Below are 15,717 nucleotides of genomic sequence, written 5' to 3' on the forward strand. Positions count from 1 at the left end.
CGCCGTCGCGCCCCCGCCCGCCCCGGGTAGCGGCGGCAGGTCGGCGGCAGCCGCCTCGCGCCACTGCCCCGGCGCCAGTCCGTCCAGGGTCCACGGCCCGATCGCCAGCCTCACCAGGCGCAGGGTCGGGCACCCCACCTTCGCGGTCATGCGCCTCACCTGGCGGTTCTTGCCCTCGCACAGCACGATCTCGAGCCAGCTTGTCGGCACGCTCTTGCGGAAACGCACCGGCGGCTCGCGCGGCCACAGCCAGTCAGGCTCGCCAACGCGCCGCGCATCACATGGCCTGGTATGGAAGTCGCCCAGGTCCACACCCGCGCGCAAGCGCGCCAGGGCGGCATCGTCGGGTTCGCCTTCGACCTGTACGAGGTAGGTCTTGGGCAGCTTGTGGCGAGGATCCGCAATGCGGTGCTGCAGCCCGCCGTCATCGGTCAGCAGCAACAGGCCCTCGCTGTCGGTATCGAGCCGGCCCGCCGCATAGACGCCCGGCACGGCGACATAGTCCTTCAGCGTGCGACGCCCATCCTCGTCAGAGAACTGGCACAGCACGCCGTAGGGTTTGTTGAGCAGGATGAGACGGGACATGGCAGGCGGACCGAGGCGTGCGGGAGGGCGGATTATCGCGCGATCGCCCCGTGCCGCAGCATGAAACGGAGGCGGCTCGGGGCCAATGGGTCGCGGGGCAGGACCTTAGTTTACGTGCGAAAGGAGTTCCCCTTGAAGGTCAATCCTCCTCTACCCGAAGCCCAGCCGGCGGCCCTCGCGCACAAGTGCGGCAAAGGCGTCCGCCTCGAGCGGAGCGCTGAAAAGGTAACCCTGCATTTCATCGCAGTTGTGGCGGCGCAGGAAGTCGAGCTGGGCCCGTGTCTCGACCCCTTCGGCAACCACCGTCTGGCCGAGACTGTGGGCGAGCGAGATCACCATCAGCGCGATTGCGGCATCCTCGGCTGAGGTCGTGAGGTCGGTCACGAAGGTCCGGTCGATCTTGATGCTGTCGATGGGAAAGCGCTTGAGGTAATTGAGGCTCGAGTAGCCGGTGCCGAAGTCGTCCAGCGAAATCTGCACACCGAGCGCCTTGAGAGCCCGTAGCGTGGCGATGGTGGCCGCAGGGCTGCGCATCACACCGCTTTCGGTGACCTCGACATGCAGCTGCTTCGGCGCGACCTTGGACGAGCACAGCGCCGCTCCGAGCACACCGACGAGGTTCTCGTGCTGGAACTGGCGGGCCGACACATTCACCGCGACGCTCACATCGCACAGCCCCTGCTCGCGCCAGTCGCGCAGTTGCCGGCACGCGGTCGCAATCACCCACTCACCGACGGGTACGATCAGCCCGGTCTCCTCCGCAAGCGGAATGAAGTCGCCGGGCGGGATCAGCCCGAGGGACGGGTGGCGCCAACGGATCAGCGCCTCGGCGCCGACGACGCAGCCGGTGCGCAGCTCGACCTTGGGCTGGTAGTGCAGTTCCAGTTCGTCGTGCTCAAGTGCGTAACGCAAGCCGTTTTCGAGCTCGAGCCGCTCGAGCGTGCGCGCGTTCATCTCGGGGGCGTAGAACTGGAAGCGATTGCCGCCAAGATCCTTGGCGCGGTACATCGCGACGTCGGCATTCTTCACCAGGGTCGGGACGATCGCACCATCACGCGGGTAGAGCGACACGCCAAGGCTACCGTTGACAACCAGGTCATGCCCCGACAGCCTCATCGGCGCCGCCACGGCCACCAACAGCTTGGACGCGATGGTCGCCGCGTCATCCTCGGCGCCGAGTTCCGGCAGCACGATCATGAATTCGTCCCCACCCAGCCGCGCCACCGTGTCGCCCTGGCGCACGCAAGCGGCGAGACGACGAGCGACCTCGCAGATCAGCTCGTCGCCAACAGTATGGCCGAGACTGTCATTGACGAGCTTGAAGCGATCCAGGTCGAGCAGCATCACTGCCACCGCCCAGGCACTACGCTCGGCATGGACAATCGCCTGCTGCAGTCGGTCGTTGAGGAGATTGCGGTTCGCAAGGCCGGTCAGCGCATCGTGATTGGCCTGCTGTTCGAGCTGCTCCTCGTAGCGCATGCGTTCGGTCAGGTCATTAAGGATGGCGATGAAGTGCGTCACCCGGCCACCGTGATCGCGCACCGACGCCAGCGCGATCTCGTTCCAGAACAAGCTGCTGTCCTTTCGATAGCAGCGCAGCGTGACGCGGGCATCGCGTCCCCAGCGGACAGCGTCGCGCAGCCGCTCGATGTCGGCTTGGTCCCAGTCGCGACCGATCAGCAGGCGCGCATTGCGACCGATCGCCTCATCGGGCCCATAACCGGTCATCAGCGTGAAAGCGGGATTCACGTAGAGAATCGGATTGTCGGCCGCCTGGTCGGCCGCACTGATGACGATCGCATTGATGCTCTCTTCGATCGCACGATTGTGCAGCCTGAGCGTCGCCTCGGTGCGTTGCTGGGCAGCGCGCGCGCGCAGGGTGCGGATGCCGTAGGCGATGTCGTCGGCGAGTTCGACGAGAAGCTCGACCTCGTCGGCGTCGAAAGCATCCTTCTCGGCCGCGACGATGCACAGCACGCCAAAGCTGTCGGCTTCGTGGGCCAGCGGGAGCACTGCCGCAGCATTGAAGCCACGTTCGAGCGCCACCGCCCGCCAGCGCACGACACGCGGGTCGCTGACGATGTCATGCACCACCTGAGGCTTGCCGGTGCGCACTGCCTCACCCGCCGGGCCGCGGCCGAACTCGTTGTCGGCCCACGAGAGGCGGAACGAGTTCAGCTGCCCGGTGTCGTCCCCCGCACTCGCGACGGTCTCGATCGTGCAATCCCGATCATGCCGCGCCATCCCAATCCAGGCCGAGCCGTAGTTGCCTAGCGCGACGAGAAAACCACACATTTCTTCAAGCAACTGGCGCTCGTCGGTCGCACGCACGAGCGTGCGGTTGCACTCGGCCATCACTCTGCGGGCACGCAGCACCCGCCGCAATTGTCCTTCGGCGCGCTCACGGGTCGCGACCTCGCCCGCAAGGTCTGCGGCCCGCCGCTCGAGCTGGCCGTAGAGGTTCCAGTTTTCGTAGATGTGGCCTGCCTGCGCAGCATGGGCGCCCGAGATCCATTCGTCCTCAGCGGTAAACTCCGACGCACCGAGCTTGTCCAGCAAGCAGACCCAGCCGAACACCGAGGTCGCCGAAGCGATTGGCGCTGCAACGCCGCAATGCACGGCAGGGAAATCGCGCGGCAGCCCCACACCTTCAGGCCGCCCGTCGGCATTGACGAAGCGCACGGGCCTGCGCTCGGCGAGCACGCGCCGAAACGGCCCCTCGTCGAATCTGCGCCCCTGCAGCCCCTGTGCCTGCTCCGGCGACAGGCCGCAACCGAGCACGAAAATCGATCGGCCGTTGCCGCGGTGCTCGAAGCAGAGAATTGCGTAGCGCGCTCCCGTCAGCGAACGCGCGCCCTGGCACACCTTGTTGAGCAGCACTAAGGTATCCCGCTCGGCAGACAACTGCAGGTTCAGCTCGGTGAGCGCCGCGAGGCGCTGGTTGGCACGCTCGAGCTCGGCAGCCTTCTCGGCCAGCTTGTCAGTCAGCACCCGCAGGTGTTCGCGGTCGAACGCCTCGTCGGTGCCTACGGCAGCCGCCCCCTTGGGCTCGTTCGCGAGAGCCTCGTCAATGGCTGCGAGGATCGCCTCGGGGCCGGAGGGTTTGGCAAGGATCCGCGACACGCCAAGAATCGTCGCCAGCTTGCTCGCCTCGCGCTCATGGTAGTTCGCGGTGTAGAACATCACCTGGGTGTCGGCAATCGCCGGCTCCGCGCGCAGCCTACGCACGAATTCGTATCCGTCCATCGTCGGCATCAGGATGTCGCAGATCACCAGTTGCGGGCGCTCGGCCCGCACGATGGCGAGTCCCTCGGCGCCATCGCCAGCCTCGAAGGTCTCATGACCATCGTAGCCGGCAAGGGTGGCGATCAGCTCGCGATTCGCCGGATGATCATCGATGATCAGAAGCTTCGCCATCTCACTGCTCCTTTACGGCCCAGACGATGAACCCGCGTGGCGCCGCCCGGCCTGCAGGAACTTCTCAACCTCGCCGATGAAAGACTCGGGCACGATGGGCTTCGACAAGTAGCCGTCGAAGCCCGCATTCATCACGCGTGTACGATCGGCCGCCATCGAGAACGCGGTGACCGCGATCACGGGGAGCCCGTCCAGGGTCGCGTCCTGACGGATCCGGCTGAGCAGCTCGAAGCCGTCCATCACCGGCATCCTCAGGTCGCTGATGACCAGATCCGGGCGGGGCAGCTGATGCACGAGCGCAAGCGCCTGCTCCCCGTCCTCGGCACGCAGTACGGTGTGGCCGCCCGCCTCCAGCAGGTAGCCGACCAGTTCCAGGTTGGCCTCGTTGTCATCGACGATGACGATGCGGGCAGCCATGGTCATCCTCCCGGCAGCACGAGTGTGAAGCTGCTGCCCCGGCCCGGCGCGCTCTGCACAATGATCCGCCCGCCCAGCGCGTCTGCAAGCTTCTGGCTGAGGTGCAGACCGAGTCCGGTGCCCTCGGCCCCCTCGGCGCCCTTGCCGCGTTTCGCGGCAATGCGCGAGAAAGGCGCGAACAGGCGTGTCTGGTCCTCCTCGCTGATGCCCATGCCGGTGTCGCTCACGGTCACTGCGACCACCTCCGCCGCACCTTCCCGCATCCGCGCCAGGCGCAGGACCACGCAGCCTTCCTCGGTGAACTTGATGGCGTTCTGCACGAGGTTGATCACGATCTGGCTGAACGCACGCCGGTCGGTGCTGAGCGGGCAGGCTCCGGGCGGCGCCTCGACGCTCAGATCCAGGCGCCGCCGCTCGGCCTCGGGGCGCAAGGTCCCGACGATATTGTCGATGAGCGCCCGGCAATCGATGATCTCGGGGCTGAGTTCTATCTTGCCCGCCTCGATCTTCGCAATGTCGAGCAGGTCGTTGATCAGCGCAAGCAGATGCTGGGCACTCGATTGCACGGTGCGCAACTGCTTGTGCTGCGCCTCGTTGAGTGGGCCCGGAAGCTTCATCAGCAGCGTGCCGGTGAAGCCGATGATCGCATTGAGCGGGGTACGCAGCTCATGGCTCATGTTGGCGAGGAAGTGGTCCTTGGCCGCGTTCGCCCGCGCCAGTTCGACGTTCTTCTGCTGCAATGCGCACTCGAAGCGCTTGCGCTCGGTGATGTCGCGGATGGCACTGGAGACCAGCATCCCATCCTCGGTCTCGAGCGGGCTCAGACTGATCTCGACCGGAAACTCGTCGCCGTTCTTGCGCCTGCCATACAGCTCAAGTCCCACGCCCATCGGCCGCACGCGCGGATCGGCGAAGAAGGCCTTGCGGTGCCCCGGGTGTTGCGAACGGTAGCGCTCGGGCAGCAGCATCTCGATCGATTCGTCGGCAAGCTCCGTGCGCGTGTAGCCGAACAGCCTCTCGGCCTGGGTGTTGACCAGCACGATGCGGCCCGCGCGGTCGACGATGACCATCGCATCAGGAGCCGACTCGAGCAAGCCCCGGAACTTCTGCTCCGCCTTCTTTCGCCCGCTGACATCGCGGATCGCGCTCATGACGAAGGCGCCCTCATCCGTCGCGAGCGGACTCAAGCTGATCTCGACCGGAAACTCCGTACCATCCTGGCGCAGACCGAACAACTCCAGGCCACTCCCCATCGTACGCGTGCGCAGCTGGCCGAAATAAGTGACGCGATGCCTCACATGCGCGCCACGGAAGCGCTCGGGCAACAGCGACTCGACCATCCTCCCGTGTAGCGTGCCCGAGGCATAACCGAACATGGCCTCGGCCTGACTGTTCGAGAATACGATGTACCCGGCCGCATTGATCATCACGATCCCGTCCGGCATGGATTCGAGCAGGTTCCGATAGCGCGCATCCATCAGCTTCGCATCGCGGGCGGCCTTGAGCTCGGTGACGTCCTTGATGGTGACGACGACGTGCTCGGCTTGCCCCGAGGCATCCGGCACCGTCCTGCACAAGATGGAGACGTAGAGGAGCGAACCATCCTTGCGCCGGCGCAATGACTCGATCGCGGCGTAGCCATTCTCGAGCACCTCGCGCATCATCCCGCGCTCATCGTCGAGACCGTCGGCGGGCACCAGGATCTCGCTCAGCGCGCGCCCCACCACCTCATCCGCGCGGTGGCCAAAGATCTCTTCGGCACGACTGCCCCAGTACAGCACCGTCCCCCTCGGATCAACCACCAGGACGGCATCGGGACCCTCTTCGAGAAAAAGTCCGCACGCATCGGTTGCCATGCCTACCCCCTCCGCAAGCTGCCGCACCCGCTTGCCCACAAGCTGCCAGGTTGTGGAATCTGCAGCTGCACAGGTGGCAAAGGGCCGGACGCTCAAGCCGACGATCAATTCGGTCTGCGCGGCATCGACAGCCATGCTCATGACAAAGATATAGCAGCGTCCTACCCGAAGATCAAACTGCGCGACCGGATTGATCGTCCGCTACCGATCGCCGCGAGACACCACCCGCGAAGCGGCGACACCCCCTTCGCGGGGCTCGGTCGACCAAGGGGGGAGGCTCGATGTGGGCGGCTTTCGCCCGCACGATGGAGGGCGATTGATGATTGAGGTGCGCACGACAGAAGGGCGCGCAGGAGCCGGAACCATGCAAACGGGGGTGGCGGAGGCGGTGAGATTCGAACTCACGAGGGGCGTAAACCCCTGACGGTTTTCAAGACCGTTGCATTCAACCGCTCTGCCACGCCTCCGCAAGGCCGCGGATTATAGCGCAAGGGCCGACGGTGCGCATTTGCCGCAAGCGTCACCCATTTCCCGCAGCCATGCTAGCGCCCCCCCCAGCGTTTGCCCCCACTTTTGGAGCGGCGCCAGCCGCGAGGGAGTGGGAGCGATAGGCGTGAGTGTTCGCGCCAAAGATCTCGCGGCTGGCGCCGCTCCAACAGTGGGTTTCGTGCGGCTGCGGGCCGTTGACGGTGTGGTGCTGCACGGCGCAGCTCATTGCCGCGCCGTGCGACGCTCTGTCAGGCGTCCTGGCCCTGGATGCGCATGTCCAGGCGTTCGAGCAGGCTGCGGTCGCGGCCGGTCTGCGGGTTGGGGGTGGTAAGCAGGTGGTCGCCGTAGAAGATCGAGTTGGCGCCGGCCATCAGGCACAGCGCCTGGAGCGCCTCGTCCATCTGCTCGCGGCCGGCGGACAGGCGCACGTAGCTGGTGGGCATGGTGATGCGGGCGACGGCGATGGTGCGTACGAACTCGAACGGGTCGATCGGATCGACGCCGGCCAGCGGGGTGCCGGGGATGGGCACGAGGTTGTTGATCGGCACCGACTCCGGGCAGGGCTCGAGGTTGGCCAGCTGGGCGATCAGGCCAGCGCGGTGGCTACGCGTCTCGCCCATGCCGACGATGCCGCCGCTGCACACGTTGATGCCGGCAGAGCGCACGTTGTCGAGGGTGTCGAGGCGATCCTGGTAGGTGCGCGTGCCGATGACCTTGCCGTAGTACTCGGGCGCGGTGTCGAGGTTGTGGTTGTAGTAGTCGAGGCCAGCCTCCTTGAGCGACTGCGCCTGGTCCTGGTCGAGCATGCCCAGGGTCATGCAGGTTTCCATGCCGAGCGCCTTCACCTCGCGCACCATCGCAGTGACGCGCTCCATGTCGCGCGCCTTGGGCGAGCGCCATGCGGCGCCCATGCAGAAGCGACTGGCACCCTGGGCCTTGGCGGCGCGCGCGGCGGCGATCACCTCGTCTACCGGCATCAGCTTGGCGGCCTTGACGTCGGTCTCGAAGTGCGCGGACTGCGAGCAGTAGCCGCAGTCCTCTGCGCAGCCGCCGGTCTTGATCGACAACAGCGTCGACAGCTGGATCTCGCTCGGGTTGAAGTGTTCGCGATGCACCTGCTGGGCGCGAAACACGAGGTCCATGAAGGGCAGCGCGAACAGTGCTTCGACTGCCTCCACCGACCAGCGTGCCTGGCCCGTGGGCGAAAGGGTTGCGGGCGCGGCGCTGCGGCGCAGGGATTCGGGCGAGATGGTGGCCAAAGTGCTCATGGTGTCTCCGTTGTAAGGTCTTGAGTCTTGAAGAGTGTGTGCAATGCGGGAACGTTGAGGTAAGGCGCGATCGCCTCCGGCGTCGGTGCAGGCAGGCGCGGGATCAGGCCCAGGCAGGGCGCACTGCCCAGCCCGTGGGCAAGTGCGTCGAGGTTCTCGGCAACCCACGGCATGTCGGGGTCGACAGTGTTGGCCACCCAGCCGCACAGGTGCAGGCCGCGGGCACGGATGGCCTCTGCACTGAGCAGGGCGTGGTTGATGCACCCCAGACGCAGGCCGACCACCAGCAGCACCGGCAGGCCAAGCTCGACAGCGAGGTCGGCGGAGTCCCACGCCCCGTCCGGGCCGGCGGCGTCGCCCAACGGCACGCGGAACCCGCCCACACCCTCGACCACGATGCGGTCGGCACGCTGCGCCACGGCCGCGACCGCTGCAAGCACGCCGGCACGCTCGATACGCCGGCCTTCGAGCGCGGCGGCGACATGGGGTGCGCAGGCAGCGGCGAACTGATAGGGGCAGATCTCAGCGGCGGTGATCGGCATGGAGGCTGCTGCGCGCAAGGCGTACACATCCTCGTTGATGCATTCACCATCGATAAGCTCGGTACCGGCGGCGATCGGCTTGAGGCCAGCGGCGCGCAGGCCGCACTTGCCGAGCAGGGCAACGATGGCCGCGCTGACCCGGGTCTTGCCGATTTCGGTGTCGGTGCCGGTGACGAAGATGCCTTTTGAGGCGTCGATCAAGGGTGCTCTCCTTCGCTCGCGAGTTGCGCCAGTGCGGCGCACAAGCGGTCTACGTCGGCGCGGCTGTGCGCCGCGCTCAGGGTTATGCGCAGGCGCGCGCTGCCTGCCGGCACGGTGGGCGGACGGATGGCGGGGACGCGCAGCCCGCGCGCCTCGAGCGCCGCCGACAGTGCGACCGCGGCGGCATTGTCGCCCACGATGAGCGGTTGGATGGCGGTCGCGGACTCGGCGAGCCGCCAGCCGCAGTGCGGGTGTGCGGCGATGACGGCGGCGAGCCCGGTGCGCAGCGCTTCGACCAGCGCATTCAGGTGGCCACGCCGCGCCGCGCCCTCGTCGCCCGCGATCAGCGCCAGGCTTGCCAACTGTGTGTGGGCGAGCGCCGGCGACGGCGCCGTGGTGTAGATATAGCTGCGCGCGCCCTGCACCAGGGCTTCGACAACCAGCGGGTGGGCGGCGACGAAGGCACCGCTCACGCCCGCAGCCTTGCCCAGCGTACCCATGTAGATGATGCGTTCGCTGCGCAGGCCGAAATGTGCGAGCGCGCCCTGCCCGCCTTCGCCCAGCACGCCAAAGCCGTGGGCGTCGTCCACGATCAGCCAGGCATCGTGGCGCTCGGCCAGGGCGAGCAGTTCGGGCAGCGGCGCAATGTCGCCGTCCATGCTGAACACCGCATCGGTGACGATGAGCCGCAGCGCCGCGGTGCTGTCGGCAAGCATGGCGTCGAGCAGGTCGAGCCGTGCATGCGGGTAGCGCCGCATCCTGGCCTCGGCGAGCAGGCCGCCATCGATCAAGGAGGCGTGGTTGAGCTTGTCGGCGAAGATCACCGCCTCAGCGTCGGCCAGGGTGGTGAGCAAGGCCAGGTTGGCCATGTAACCCGAACAGAAGCCCAGCACCGCCGCCTGCGGGATGTACGGCGCCAGCCAGCGCGCGAGTTCATCCTCCAGCGCCGCATGGGGCGTGGCGTGGCCGCTCACCAGTGCCGATGCGCCGCTGCCCACGCCCCAGCGCCGCGCGCCCGCGGCAAGCGCGTCGATCAGCGCCGGATGCGCGGCCAGGCCGAGGTAGTCGTTGCTGCAGAAGGCAAGGAGCGTACGCGTGCCCTCACCGCCCTCGGCCAGATGCTGGAGGGGCGCGCACGCTGAGTCAACGACACGCCGCTGCCGCCACAGTGCGGCCGCCTCGCGCTCACGCAGTCGGCGGTTCAGGTGTTCGAGCAACATGATGAGGCGCGGCCTGGGCCGCATCGGCCAGGGTCTGTTCAAGGGTGTCGAGGGTGCGGGCGGCCAGCCAGGCCGCGAGTTCGTCATCGAGCACGTAGGGCGGCATCAGATACACGGTGCGACCGATCGGGCGGATCAGCAGCCCCCTGGCCCTGCCGGCAAGGTGGAAGCGCTCGGCGAAGCGCTCGCCGGCATGGGGCTCGCGCACATCGAAGGCCCAGATCATGCCGCGCTGGCGCAGGTGTTCGATACGTTCATCCTCGGCCAGCGGCGCCAGCGCCGCGCTCAGCGCGGCGGCAGGTGCGCGGTTACGCGCGATCACATCGTCCTCGGCAAAGCGGTCGAGCACGGCCAGCGCCGCCCTGCACGCCAGCGCGTTGCCGGTATAGGAGTGCGAATGCAGGAAGCCGCGTGCGATGTCGTCATCGAGAAAGACGCGATAGATCTCGTCACGCGTGAGCACCAGCGACAAGGGCAGGTAGCCACCGCTGATGCCCTTGGACAGGCACACGAAATCCGGCCATACGGCGGGCTGGGCGGGCGCGGCTGCCTGCTCGAAGGCGAAGAAGCTGCCGCTGCGGCCACAGCCCACGGCAATCTCGTCGGCGATCAGGTGCACCTCGTAGTCATCGCACAGGGCGCGCAAGCCGCGCAGATAGGCCGGGTCGTGCATCGCCATGCCGGCAGCGCATTGCACCAGTGGCTCGACGATGAAGGCAGCGATGTGTTCGTGACGGGACTCGAACAGGGCGCGCACCTCGGCCAGCGCACGCGCGGCCACGTCGGCCGGGCTCTCGCCCGCGGCAGCAAGCCGTGCATCGGGCGAGGCGACGAGGTGGGCGCGCATCAGCAGCGGGTCGTAGGCGTCGCGAAACACGGCGACGTCGGTGACGGCCAGCGCGCCCAGGGTCTCGCCGTGATAGCCCTGGCGCACGCAGACGAATTCGCGCTTGTTGCCGCGCCCGCGGTTGCGCCACGCATGGAAGCTCATCTTGAGCGCAATCTCGACCGCAGAGGCACCGTCGCTGGCATAGAAGGCATGGCCGAGGACGCCACCAGTGAGCGCGTTCAGGCGCTCGGCCAGTTCCACCGCCGGCGCATGGGTGCAACCGGCCAGCATGACATGGGGCAAGGTATCGAGCTGGTCGCGCAGCGCGGCATTGAGGCGGGCGTCGGCATGGCCGAACAGGTTCACCCACCACGAGCTGTTGGCGTCGAAATAGCGCCCGCCCTCGTAGTCGTACAGCCACGGCCCGCTCGCGCGCGCGATCGGCAGCGGCGACACCGTCTGCGCGCGCTGCATCTGGGTGCAGGGGTGCCATACGCTGGCGAGGCTGCGGCGCTGCCAAGCAGCGTTCGGCGCTTCGCCCGCAGTGGACGGGAATCGAGGGTCTGATGCGGGACTCACCACGAGCTCATTTTGTATTCATAATTACGGACAAACGGCGCGCCATTCTCCCAGCACGGGGGGCAAATGTGAACCCTCGCTACAGCGACCCGGCCCACTCTTTCAGCCGCGCTCGAAGAGCGCGACCGACTCCACATGCGAGGTCTGCGGGAACATGTTGGCAATGCCCGCCCCACGCAGCACGTAGCCCTTCTCGCGCACCAGCACGGCGGCGTCGCGTGCCAGCGTCGCCGGGTTGCAGGACACATACACGATGCGCGCTGGCGAATGCTCACCGCCAAGCGCCTTCGCTACCGCAATCGCACCTTCGCGCGGCGGATCGATCAGCATCTTGTCGAGCGGGCCGAGCGCGGCCAGGCTGTCCTCGGTGGCCTCGAAGAGGTTTGCGGCGTGGAACTCGGTGAGGCTGTCGAGGCCATTGCGGCGGGCATTGTCGAGTGCGCGCGCGACCAAGGCATCGCTGCCCTCGACGCCAATGACCCGGGCCCCAAGACGCGCGATCGGCAGGCTGAAGTTGCCCAGGCCGCAGAACAGGTCGGCGATGCGCTCACCCGCACGCGGCGCGAGCAGTTGCATGGCGCGGCGGATGAGCAGGCGGTTGATGTGTACGTTGACCTGGGTGAAGTCGGTCGGGCGGAAGTCCATGCGCACGTCGAACTCGGGCAGCGTGTAATGCAGCGCACGCTCGGCGGACGGATCGAAAGGTATGGCCGTGTCTGGCCCGCCCGGCTGCATCCAGGCCTGGATGCCCTCGGCTGCGGCGAAGGCGGCGATGCGCTTCTCGTCTGCGCGGCTGAAGGGCTGCAGGTTGCGGAACACGAACACCGTAGTGTCGTCACCGATCGCGATCTCCACCTGCGGCAGGCGGTCGGCGATCGACAAGCCGGCGATCATCTCGCGCAGGCGCGGCAGCAGGGCCGAGATGCCTGCGGGAAGAACCGGGCACTCGCGCATGTCAACGATGTAGCTTGAACGCCGCTCGTGAAAGCCTATACGCAAGCCGCCCTTGCTCGGCACGAGGCGAACGCCAAGACGGGCGCGATAGCGGTAGCCCCAGGCCGGTCCATTGACTGCCGGATAGATGATGGCGGGCCGCAGTTTGCCGATATGCCAGAGCGCATCTTCCAGGATGCGCTGCTTGGCCGCGGCCTGGGCGAGCGGGTCGAGGTGCTGCATCGAACAGCCGCCGCACACACCGAAGTGAGCGCACCGCGGCTCGACCCGCTGGGCGCTGGAGCGCAGGATTCGCACCGCAGTCGCCTGTTCGTAGTTCGGCCGGCTGCGCTGGACCTCGTACTCGACACGCTCTCCGGGGAGACCGCCTTCGATGAAGACGGTCTTGCCGCCGACATGGGTAACGCCACGGCCTTCGTGGTCGAGTGATTCGATGGTGGCGATGCTCATGACGGTGCGCAGGCGGGGCGGGAAACTCGGGAGGGCGATTCTACCGCGGGAGCGCAGCACCGCGCGCGGCACCCCGGTGCAGCACCCGAGCACACCCGGCATCTGACATCCGGATACAAAGTCGCTCGAAACCAAAACGCCAAGCCATTGTTTACAAGCATGTTGTCAACAACCCGAGAGCTATTGCGCTGCAGCAGTCCGAGCAGCCATACATGCTAATATGCCCGCGTCCAGTCAGCCCTCGAGGTTGGCAGACACCTACACAAACCAAGAATCCCTTCTACAAAAGGAAGACACGTGATGAAGCATCCCCTTCTCGTTGCCGCCCTCGTCGCCGTTGCCGTTGCCGCTTGCGGCAAGAAGGAAGAGCCCGCCGTCCAGGCTCCGCCTTCGGCTCAGGAACAGATGAAGGAGTCGGCAGCACAGGCCGTAGAGGCCGCCAAGGAAAGCGCAGCTGCTGCGGGTGAAGCCGCCGCTGCCGCAACCGAAGCTGCCAAGGAAGAAGCTGCAGCCGCGGTCGAAGAAGCGAAGGAAGGCGCCGAAGAGGCCAAGTCGGCAACCGACGCCGCAGTCGAAGCGGTCAAGGAAGAAGCTGCTGCTGCGGTCGAACAGGTCAAGGACGCCGCCGAAGCAGCAAAGGCCGAAGCGGCCGCTGCGGTGGACGCGGCGAAGGAAGCGGCCGGCGCAGCCGTCGGCGCTGCCAAGGAGGCGGCGAAGGACTGAGTCGCCCTCGCCACCCAACAAAAAAGCCGGCTTGCGCCGGCTTTTTTGTTTCGTGCGCAGTGTCGATCAGCGCAGTTGTTGCTGCAGCAGGCCCAGCATGCGGCGAGCGGTGTCCGAGTTATCGACGCCGCCCTCGCGGCTGAGCACGCTGACGCGCGATGCGTCGCCCTGCCCTTCCACACGCAGGCGGTATTCACTGCCAGCCTGGGCCGGCTTGTCGTCACTGCGCCAGAACGCGAGACGGGACAGGAAGCCCTTGTTGGGGCTGCGGTTGTCCGCATCCGGATCAACGTAGCGGACGTAGTACAGGCCCTGTGCGCGGTCGCGGTCCTCGACCGTGAAGCCGATGCGGTCGAGTGCGAGGCCAACCCTGCGCCAAGCGCGGTCGAAGGGCTCCTCGACCTGCAACGCAGCCTGACCATCGGCCGCGGAAACGACTCGCGCGCGCTCGGGCGCGGCTGGCGCAACCAGTGCAGCCTCGGCACGCGCCTCCTCGGCCCCGAGGTGCACCATCAGGCGCCGCAACATCTCGGCCTCGAGCTCGGGGTCGGCAGGACGCGGCTGCCAGATGGTCGAGTCCTTCGCCTCAGTCGGATAGATCTCGATCATGCCGCGGTGACTGACGTAGATCTCCAGCGTCCCGGCGTCCTTGCCCTGTTCGAAGCGGGTACGGAACTTGTCGCGCTCGGGGGTCGAGAACAGGCCGTCGAGTACGCGGCCGATGGTCGAACGCACGAAGTCCTGCGGAATCTTGGCACGGTCTTCGGCCCAATCGGTTTCCATCACGCCGATTTCCGGGCTGTCGATGTTGAGGATGAACCCCATCTCGAGCCAGAAGTCCTTGACCTTGGGCCACAACTCGGCGGCATTGCCACCGACCACGAGCCAACGCTGGCTGCCTGCGCGCTCGATGCGCATGGTGTCGGAGCCGGCCAGCACTTCGGGACTCCCGCTCGCGACCGTCGAGCGTCCCGCACGGTCGGCCTCATAGGCCGAGTAGGTCGCGATGCCGGTGCCCGCGGTATCCGGCACGGCAAAGCGGTCGTCGCGCCGCGGCGCGGTCAGGTCGGGCGGAACCTCGAGCGGCCGCTCGATCTGGCGTGCGCTCTTGTAGTCGATGCGCTTGCCTTCGAACATCGAAGTCGAGCAGCCGCCAAGCGCCAGCGAGAGCGCGACCAGGGAAAGGGAAGTGCGCGTGGAACGATTCATGGAATACCTGGACAGAGGGTTTCGGTTCAGAACTGGATGCCGGCCTTGCTCAAGGCCTTGCGCACACGCTCGTGGTACGCCTCGGCCAAGGGCGTGAGCGGCAGGCGGATGCCATCGCCGATCAGGCCCATGCGAGCAACCGCCCACTTGACCGGAATGGGGTTCGCTTCGCAGAACAGGTCGCGATGCAGACCCGTGAGCGCAGCATTGGTTTCACGCAGGGTCTTCATGTCACCCGCAGCGGCCGCTGCGCACAGCTGGTGCATGGCACGCGGCGCCACGTTTGCGGTGACCGAGATGACGCCATGGCCGCCCAGCATCAGGAAGGCGGCAGAGCTCATGTCGTCGCCGCTGTAGAGGCCGAAGCCCGCCGGCGCGCGCTCGATGAGGTCGCAGGCGCGATCGAGGTTACCGGTAGCGTCCTTGAGGCCGACCACGTTGGGGATCTCGGCCAGCCGCAGCGTGGTGTCGTTGCCGAGATCTGCAACCGTGCGCCCGGGCACGTTGTAGAGGATCAGCGGCAGTTCGACCGCCTCGGCAATGGTGCGGAAGTGCCGGTAAAGGCCTTCCTGCGACGGCTTGTTGTAGTAGGGGACGACCGACAGGTGGGCATCGGCGCCGGCACGGGCAGCAAAACGAGCCAGTTCGACCGCCTCGGATGTCGAGTTGGCACCTGTTCCGGCGACGACCGGGACCCGCCCAGCCACGTGCTCGACGGTGCAGCGGATCAACTCGCAGTGTTCATCGACGCTGACCGACGGCGACTCGCCAGTGGTGCCGACGATGACGATGCCGTCCGTACCTTCGGTGATGTGCCAGTCGATGAGCTTGCGCAAGCTCGGGAAATCAAGACTGCCGTCGTCATGCATGGGCGTGACGATGGCGACAAGCGATCCGGTAATCATGGCGTGGGGGCGTGCGTAAAAGATTCGATTCTAACCGATCGCCGGATTCGGGCCAGCCTCGCGCGCGTGGAGG

At 66.9% G+C, this 15,717-nt stretch carries 12 protein-coding genes and 1 tRNA gene; 1 reads left to right on the top strand and 12 read right to left on the bottom strand.

Features of this window, described 5'->3' with window-relative positions; all coding sequences use genetic code 11:
* The 10 genes from B447_RS00895 to rlmD all read right to left on the bottom strand — a co-directional run.
* Positions 1–585, bottom strand: a 585-nt coding sequence (locus B447_RS00895; protein WP_002935699.1) for a pseudouridine synthase, incomplete at its 3' end; no start/stop codon positions are given.
* 150 nt (positions 586–735) lie between these two features.
* Positions 736–4,002: an EAL domain-containing protein gene (locus tag B447_RS00900; RefSeq protein WP_002935702.1), complete on the bottom strand. Its 3,267-nt coding sequence runs from the start codon at positions 4,000–4,002 to the stop codon at positions 736–738.
* Between the two features lie 12 nt (positions 4,003–4,014).
* On the bottom strand, positions 4,015–4,419 hold the full coding sequence (locus tag B447_RS00905) for a response regulator (RefSeq protein ID WP_002935705.1): 405 nt from the start codon (positions 4,417–4,419) through the stop codon (positions 4,015–4,017).
* A gap of 2 nt (positions 4,420–4,421) precedes the next feature.
* Positions 4,422–6,275: a PAS domain S-box protein gene (locus tag B447_RS00910; protein ID WP_037982197.1), complete on the bottom strand. Its 1,854-nt coding sequence runs from the start codon at positions 6,273–6,275 to the stop codon at positions 4,422–4,424.
* A 377-nt stretch (positions 6,276–6,652) separates the two neighbouring features.
* A tRNA-Ser gene (locus B447_RS00915) sits at positions 6,653–6,742 on the bottom strand.
* 270 nt (positions 6,743–7,012) lie between these two features.
* The gene (gene bioB, locus B447_RS00920) at positions 7,013–8,032 is read right to left on the bottom strand and encodes a biotin synthase BioB (RefSeq protein WP_002923952.1); all 1,020 of its coding nucleotides are present in this window, start codon (positions 8,030–8,032) and stop codon (positions 7,013–7,015) included.
* Entirely contained in the window at positions 8,029–8,775 is a 747-nt protein-coding gene (gene bioD, locus B447_RS00925; protein WP_002935709.1) for a dethiobiotin synthase, read from the bottom strand. The genes bioB and bioD overlap by 4 nt, the downstream gene beginning before the upstream one ends.
* Positions 8,772–9,995: an 8-amino-7-oxononanoate synthase gene (gene bioF, locus B447_RS00930; RefSeq protein WP_232431416.1), complete on the bottom strand. Its 1,224-nt coding sequence runs from the start codon at positions 9,993–9,995 to the stop codon at positions 8,772–8,774. Before bioF ends, bioD begins: the two co-directional genes overlap by 4 nt.
* Positions 9,961–11,403 (bottom strand): adenosylmethionine--8-amino-7-oxononanoate transaminase, encoded by a 1,443-nt coding sequence (gene bioA / locus B447_RS00935; protein ID WP_088179214.1) that lies wholly within the window; start codon positions 11,401–11,403, stop codon positions 9,961–9,963. Before bioA ends, bioF begins: the two co-directional genes overlap by 35 nt.
* 102 nt (positions 11,404–11,505) lie before the next feature.
* Positions 11,506–12,807 (bottom strand): 23S rRNA (uracil(1939)-C(5))-methyltransferase RlmD, encoded by a 1,302-nt coding sequence (gene rlmD / locus B447_RS00940; RefSeq protein WP_037982199.1) that lies wholly within the window; start codon positions 12,805–12,807, stop codon positions 11,506–11,508.
* 300 nt (positions 12,808–13,107) lie between these two features.
* Between rlmD and B447_RS00945 the strand changes: the two genes are divergently transcribed.
* Positions 13,108–13,530, top strand: coding sequence for a hypothetical protein (locus B447_RS00945; RefSeq protein WP_002935714.1), 423 nt, complete (start codon positions 13,108–13,110; stop codon positions 13,528–13,530).
* 66 nt (positions 13,531–13,596) lie between these two features.
* Here B447_RS00945 and bamC read toward each other — a convergent pair whose 3' ends face one another.
* Both bamC and dapA read right to left on the bottom strand, forming a co-directional pair.
* The gene (gene bamC / locus B447_RS00950) at positions 13,597–14,739 is read right to left on the bottom strand and encodes an outer membrane protein assembly factor BamC (protein ID WP_002923942.1); all 1,143 of its coding nucleotides are present in this window, start codon (positions 14,737–14,739) and stop codon (positions 13,597–13,599) included.
* A 26-nt stretch (positions 14,740–14,765) separates the two neighbouring features.
* Positions 14,766–15,644 carry a 4-hydroxy-tetrahydrodipicolinate synthase gene (dapA, locus tag B447_RS00955; protein WP_002935715.1) on the bottom strand — a complete coding sequence of 293 codons (879 nt, stop codon included), beginning with the start codon at positions 15,642–15,644 and terminating at the stop codon, positions 14,766–14,768.
* Between the last annotated feature and the right edge of the window lie 73 nt (positions 15,645–15,717).

Origin of the sequence: Thauera sp. 27, from assembly GCF_000310125.2 — a bacterium.
GTDB lineage: Bacteria > Pseudomonadota > Gammaproteobacteria > Burkholderiales > Rhodocyclaceae > Thauera > Thauera mechernichensis.

Excerpts from the sequence above, each read along its gene's own strand:
- B447_RS00900 (WP_002935702.1), bottom strand. The coding sequence starts at position 4,002 with ATGGCGAAGCTTCTGATCATCGATGATCATCCGGCGAATCGCGAGCTG.
- B447_RS00905 (WP_002935705.1), bottom strand. The coding sequence starts at position 4,419 with ATGGCTGCCCGCATCGTCATCGTCGATGACAACGAGGCCAACCTGGAA.
- B447_RS00910 (WP_037982197.1), bottom strand. The coding sequence starts at position 6,275 with ATGGCAACCGATGCGTGCGGACTTTTTCTCGAAGAGGGTCCCGATGCC.
- bioB (WP_002923952.1), bottom strand. The coding sequence starts at position 8,032 with ATGAGCACTTTGGCCACCATCTCGCCCGAATCCCTGCGCCGCAGCGCC.
- bioF (WP_232431416.1), bottom strand. The coding sequence starts at position 9,995 with ATGTTGCTCGAACACCTGAACCGCCGACTGCGTGAGCGCGAGGCGGCC.
- rlmD (WP_037982199.1), bottom strand. The coding sequence starts at position 12,807 with ATGAGCATCGCCACCATCGAATCACTCGACCACGAAGGCCGTGGCGTT.
- B447_RS00945 (WP_002935714.1), top strand. The coding sequence starts at position 13,108 with ATGAAGCATCCCCTTCTCGTTGCCGCCCTCGTCGCCGTTGCCGTTGCC.
- bamC (WP_002923942.1), bottom strand. The coding sequence starts at position 14,739 with ATGAATCGTTCCACGCGCACTTCCCTTTCCCTGGTCGCGCTCTCGCTG.
- dapA (WP_002935715.1), bottom strand. The coding sequence starts at position 15,644 with ATGATTACCGGATCGCTTGTCGCCATCGTCACGCCCATGCATGACGAC.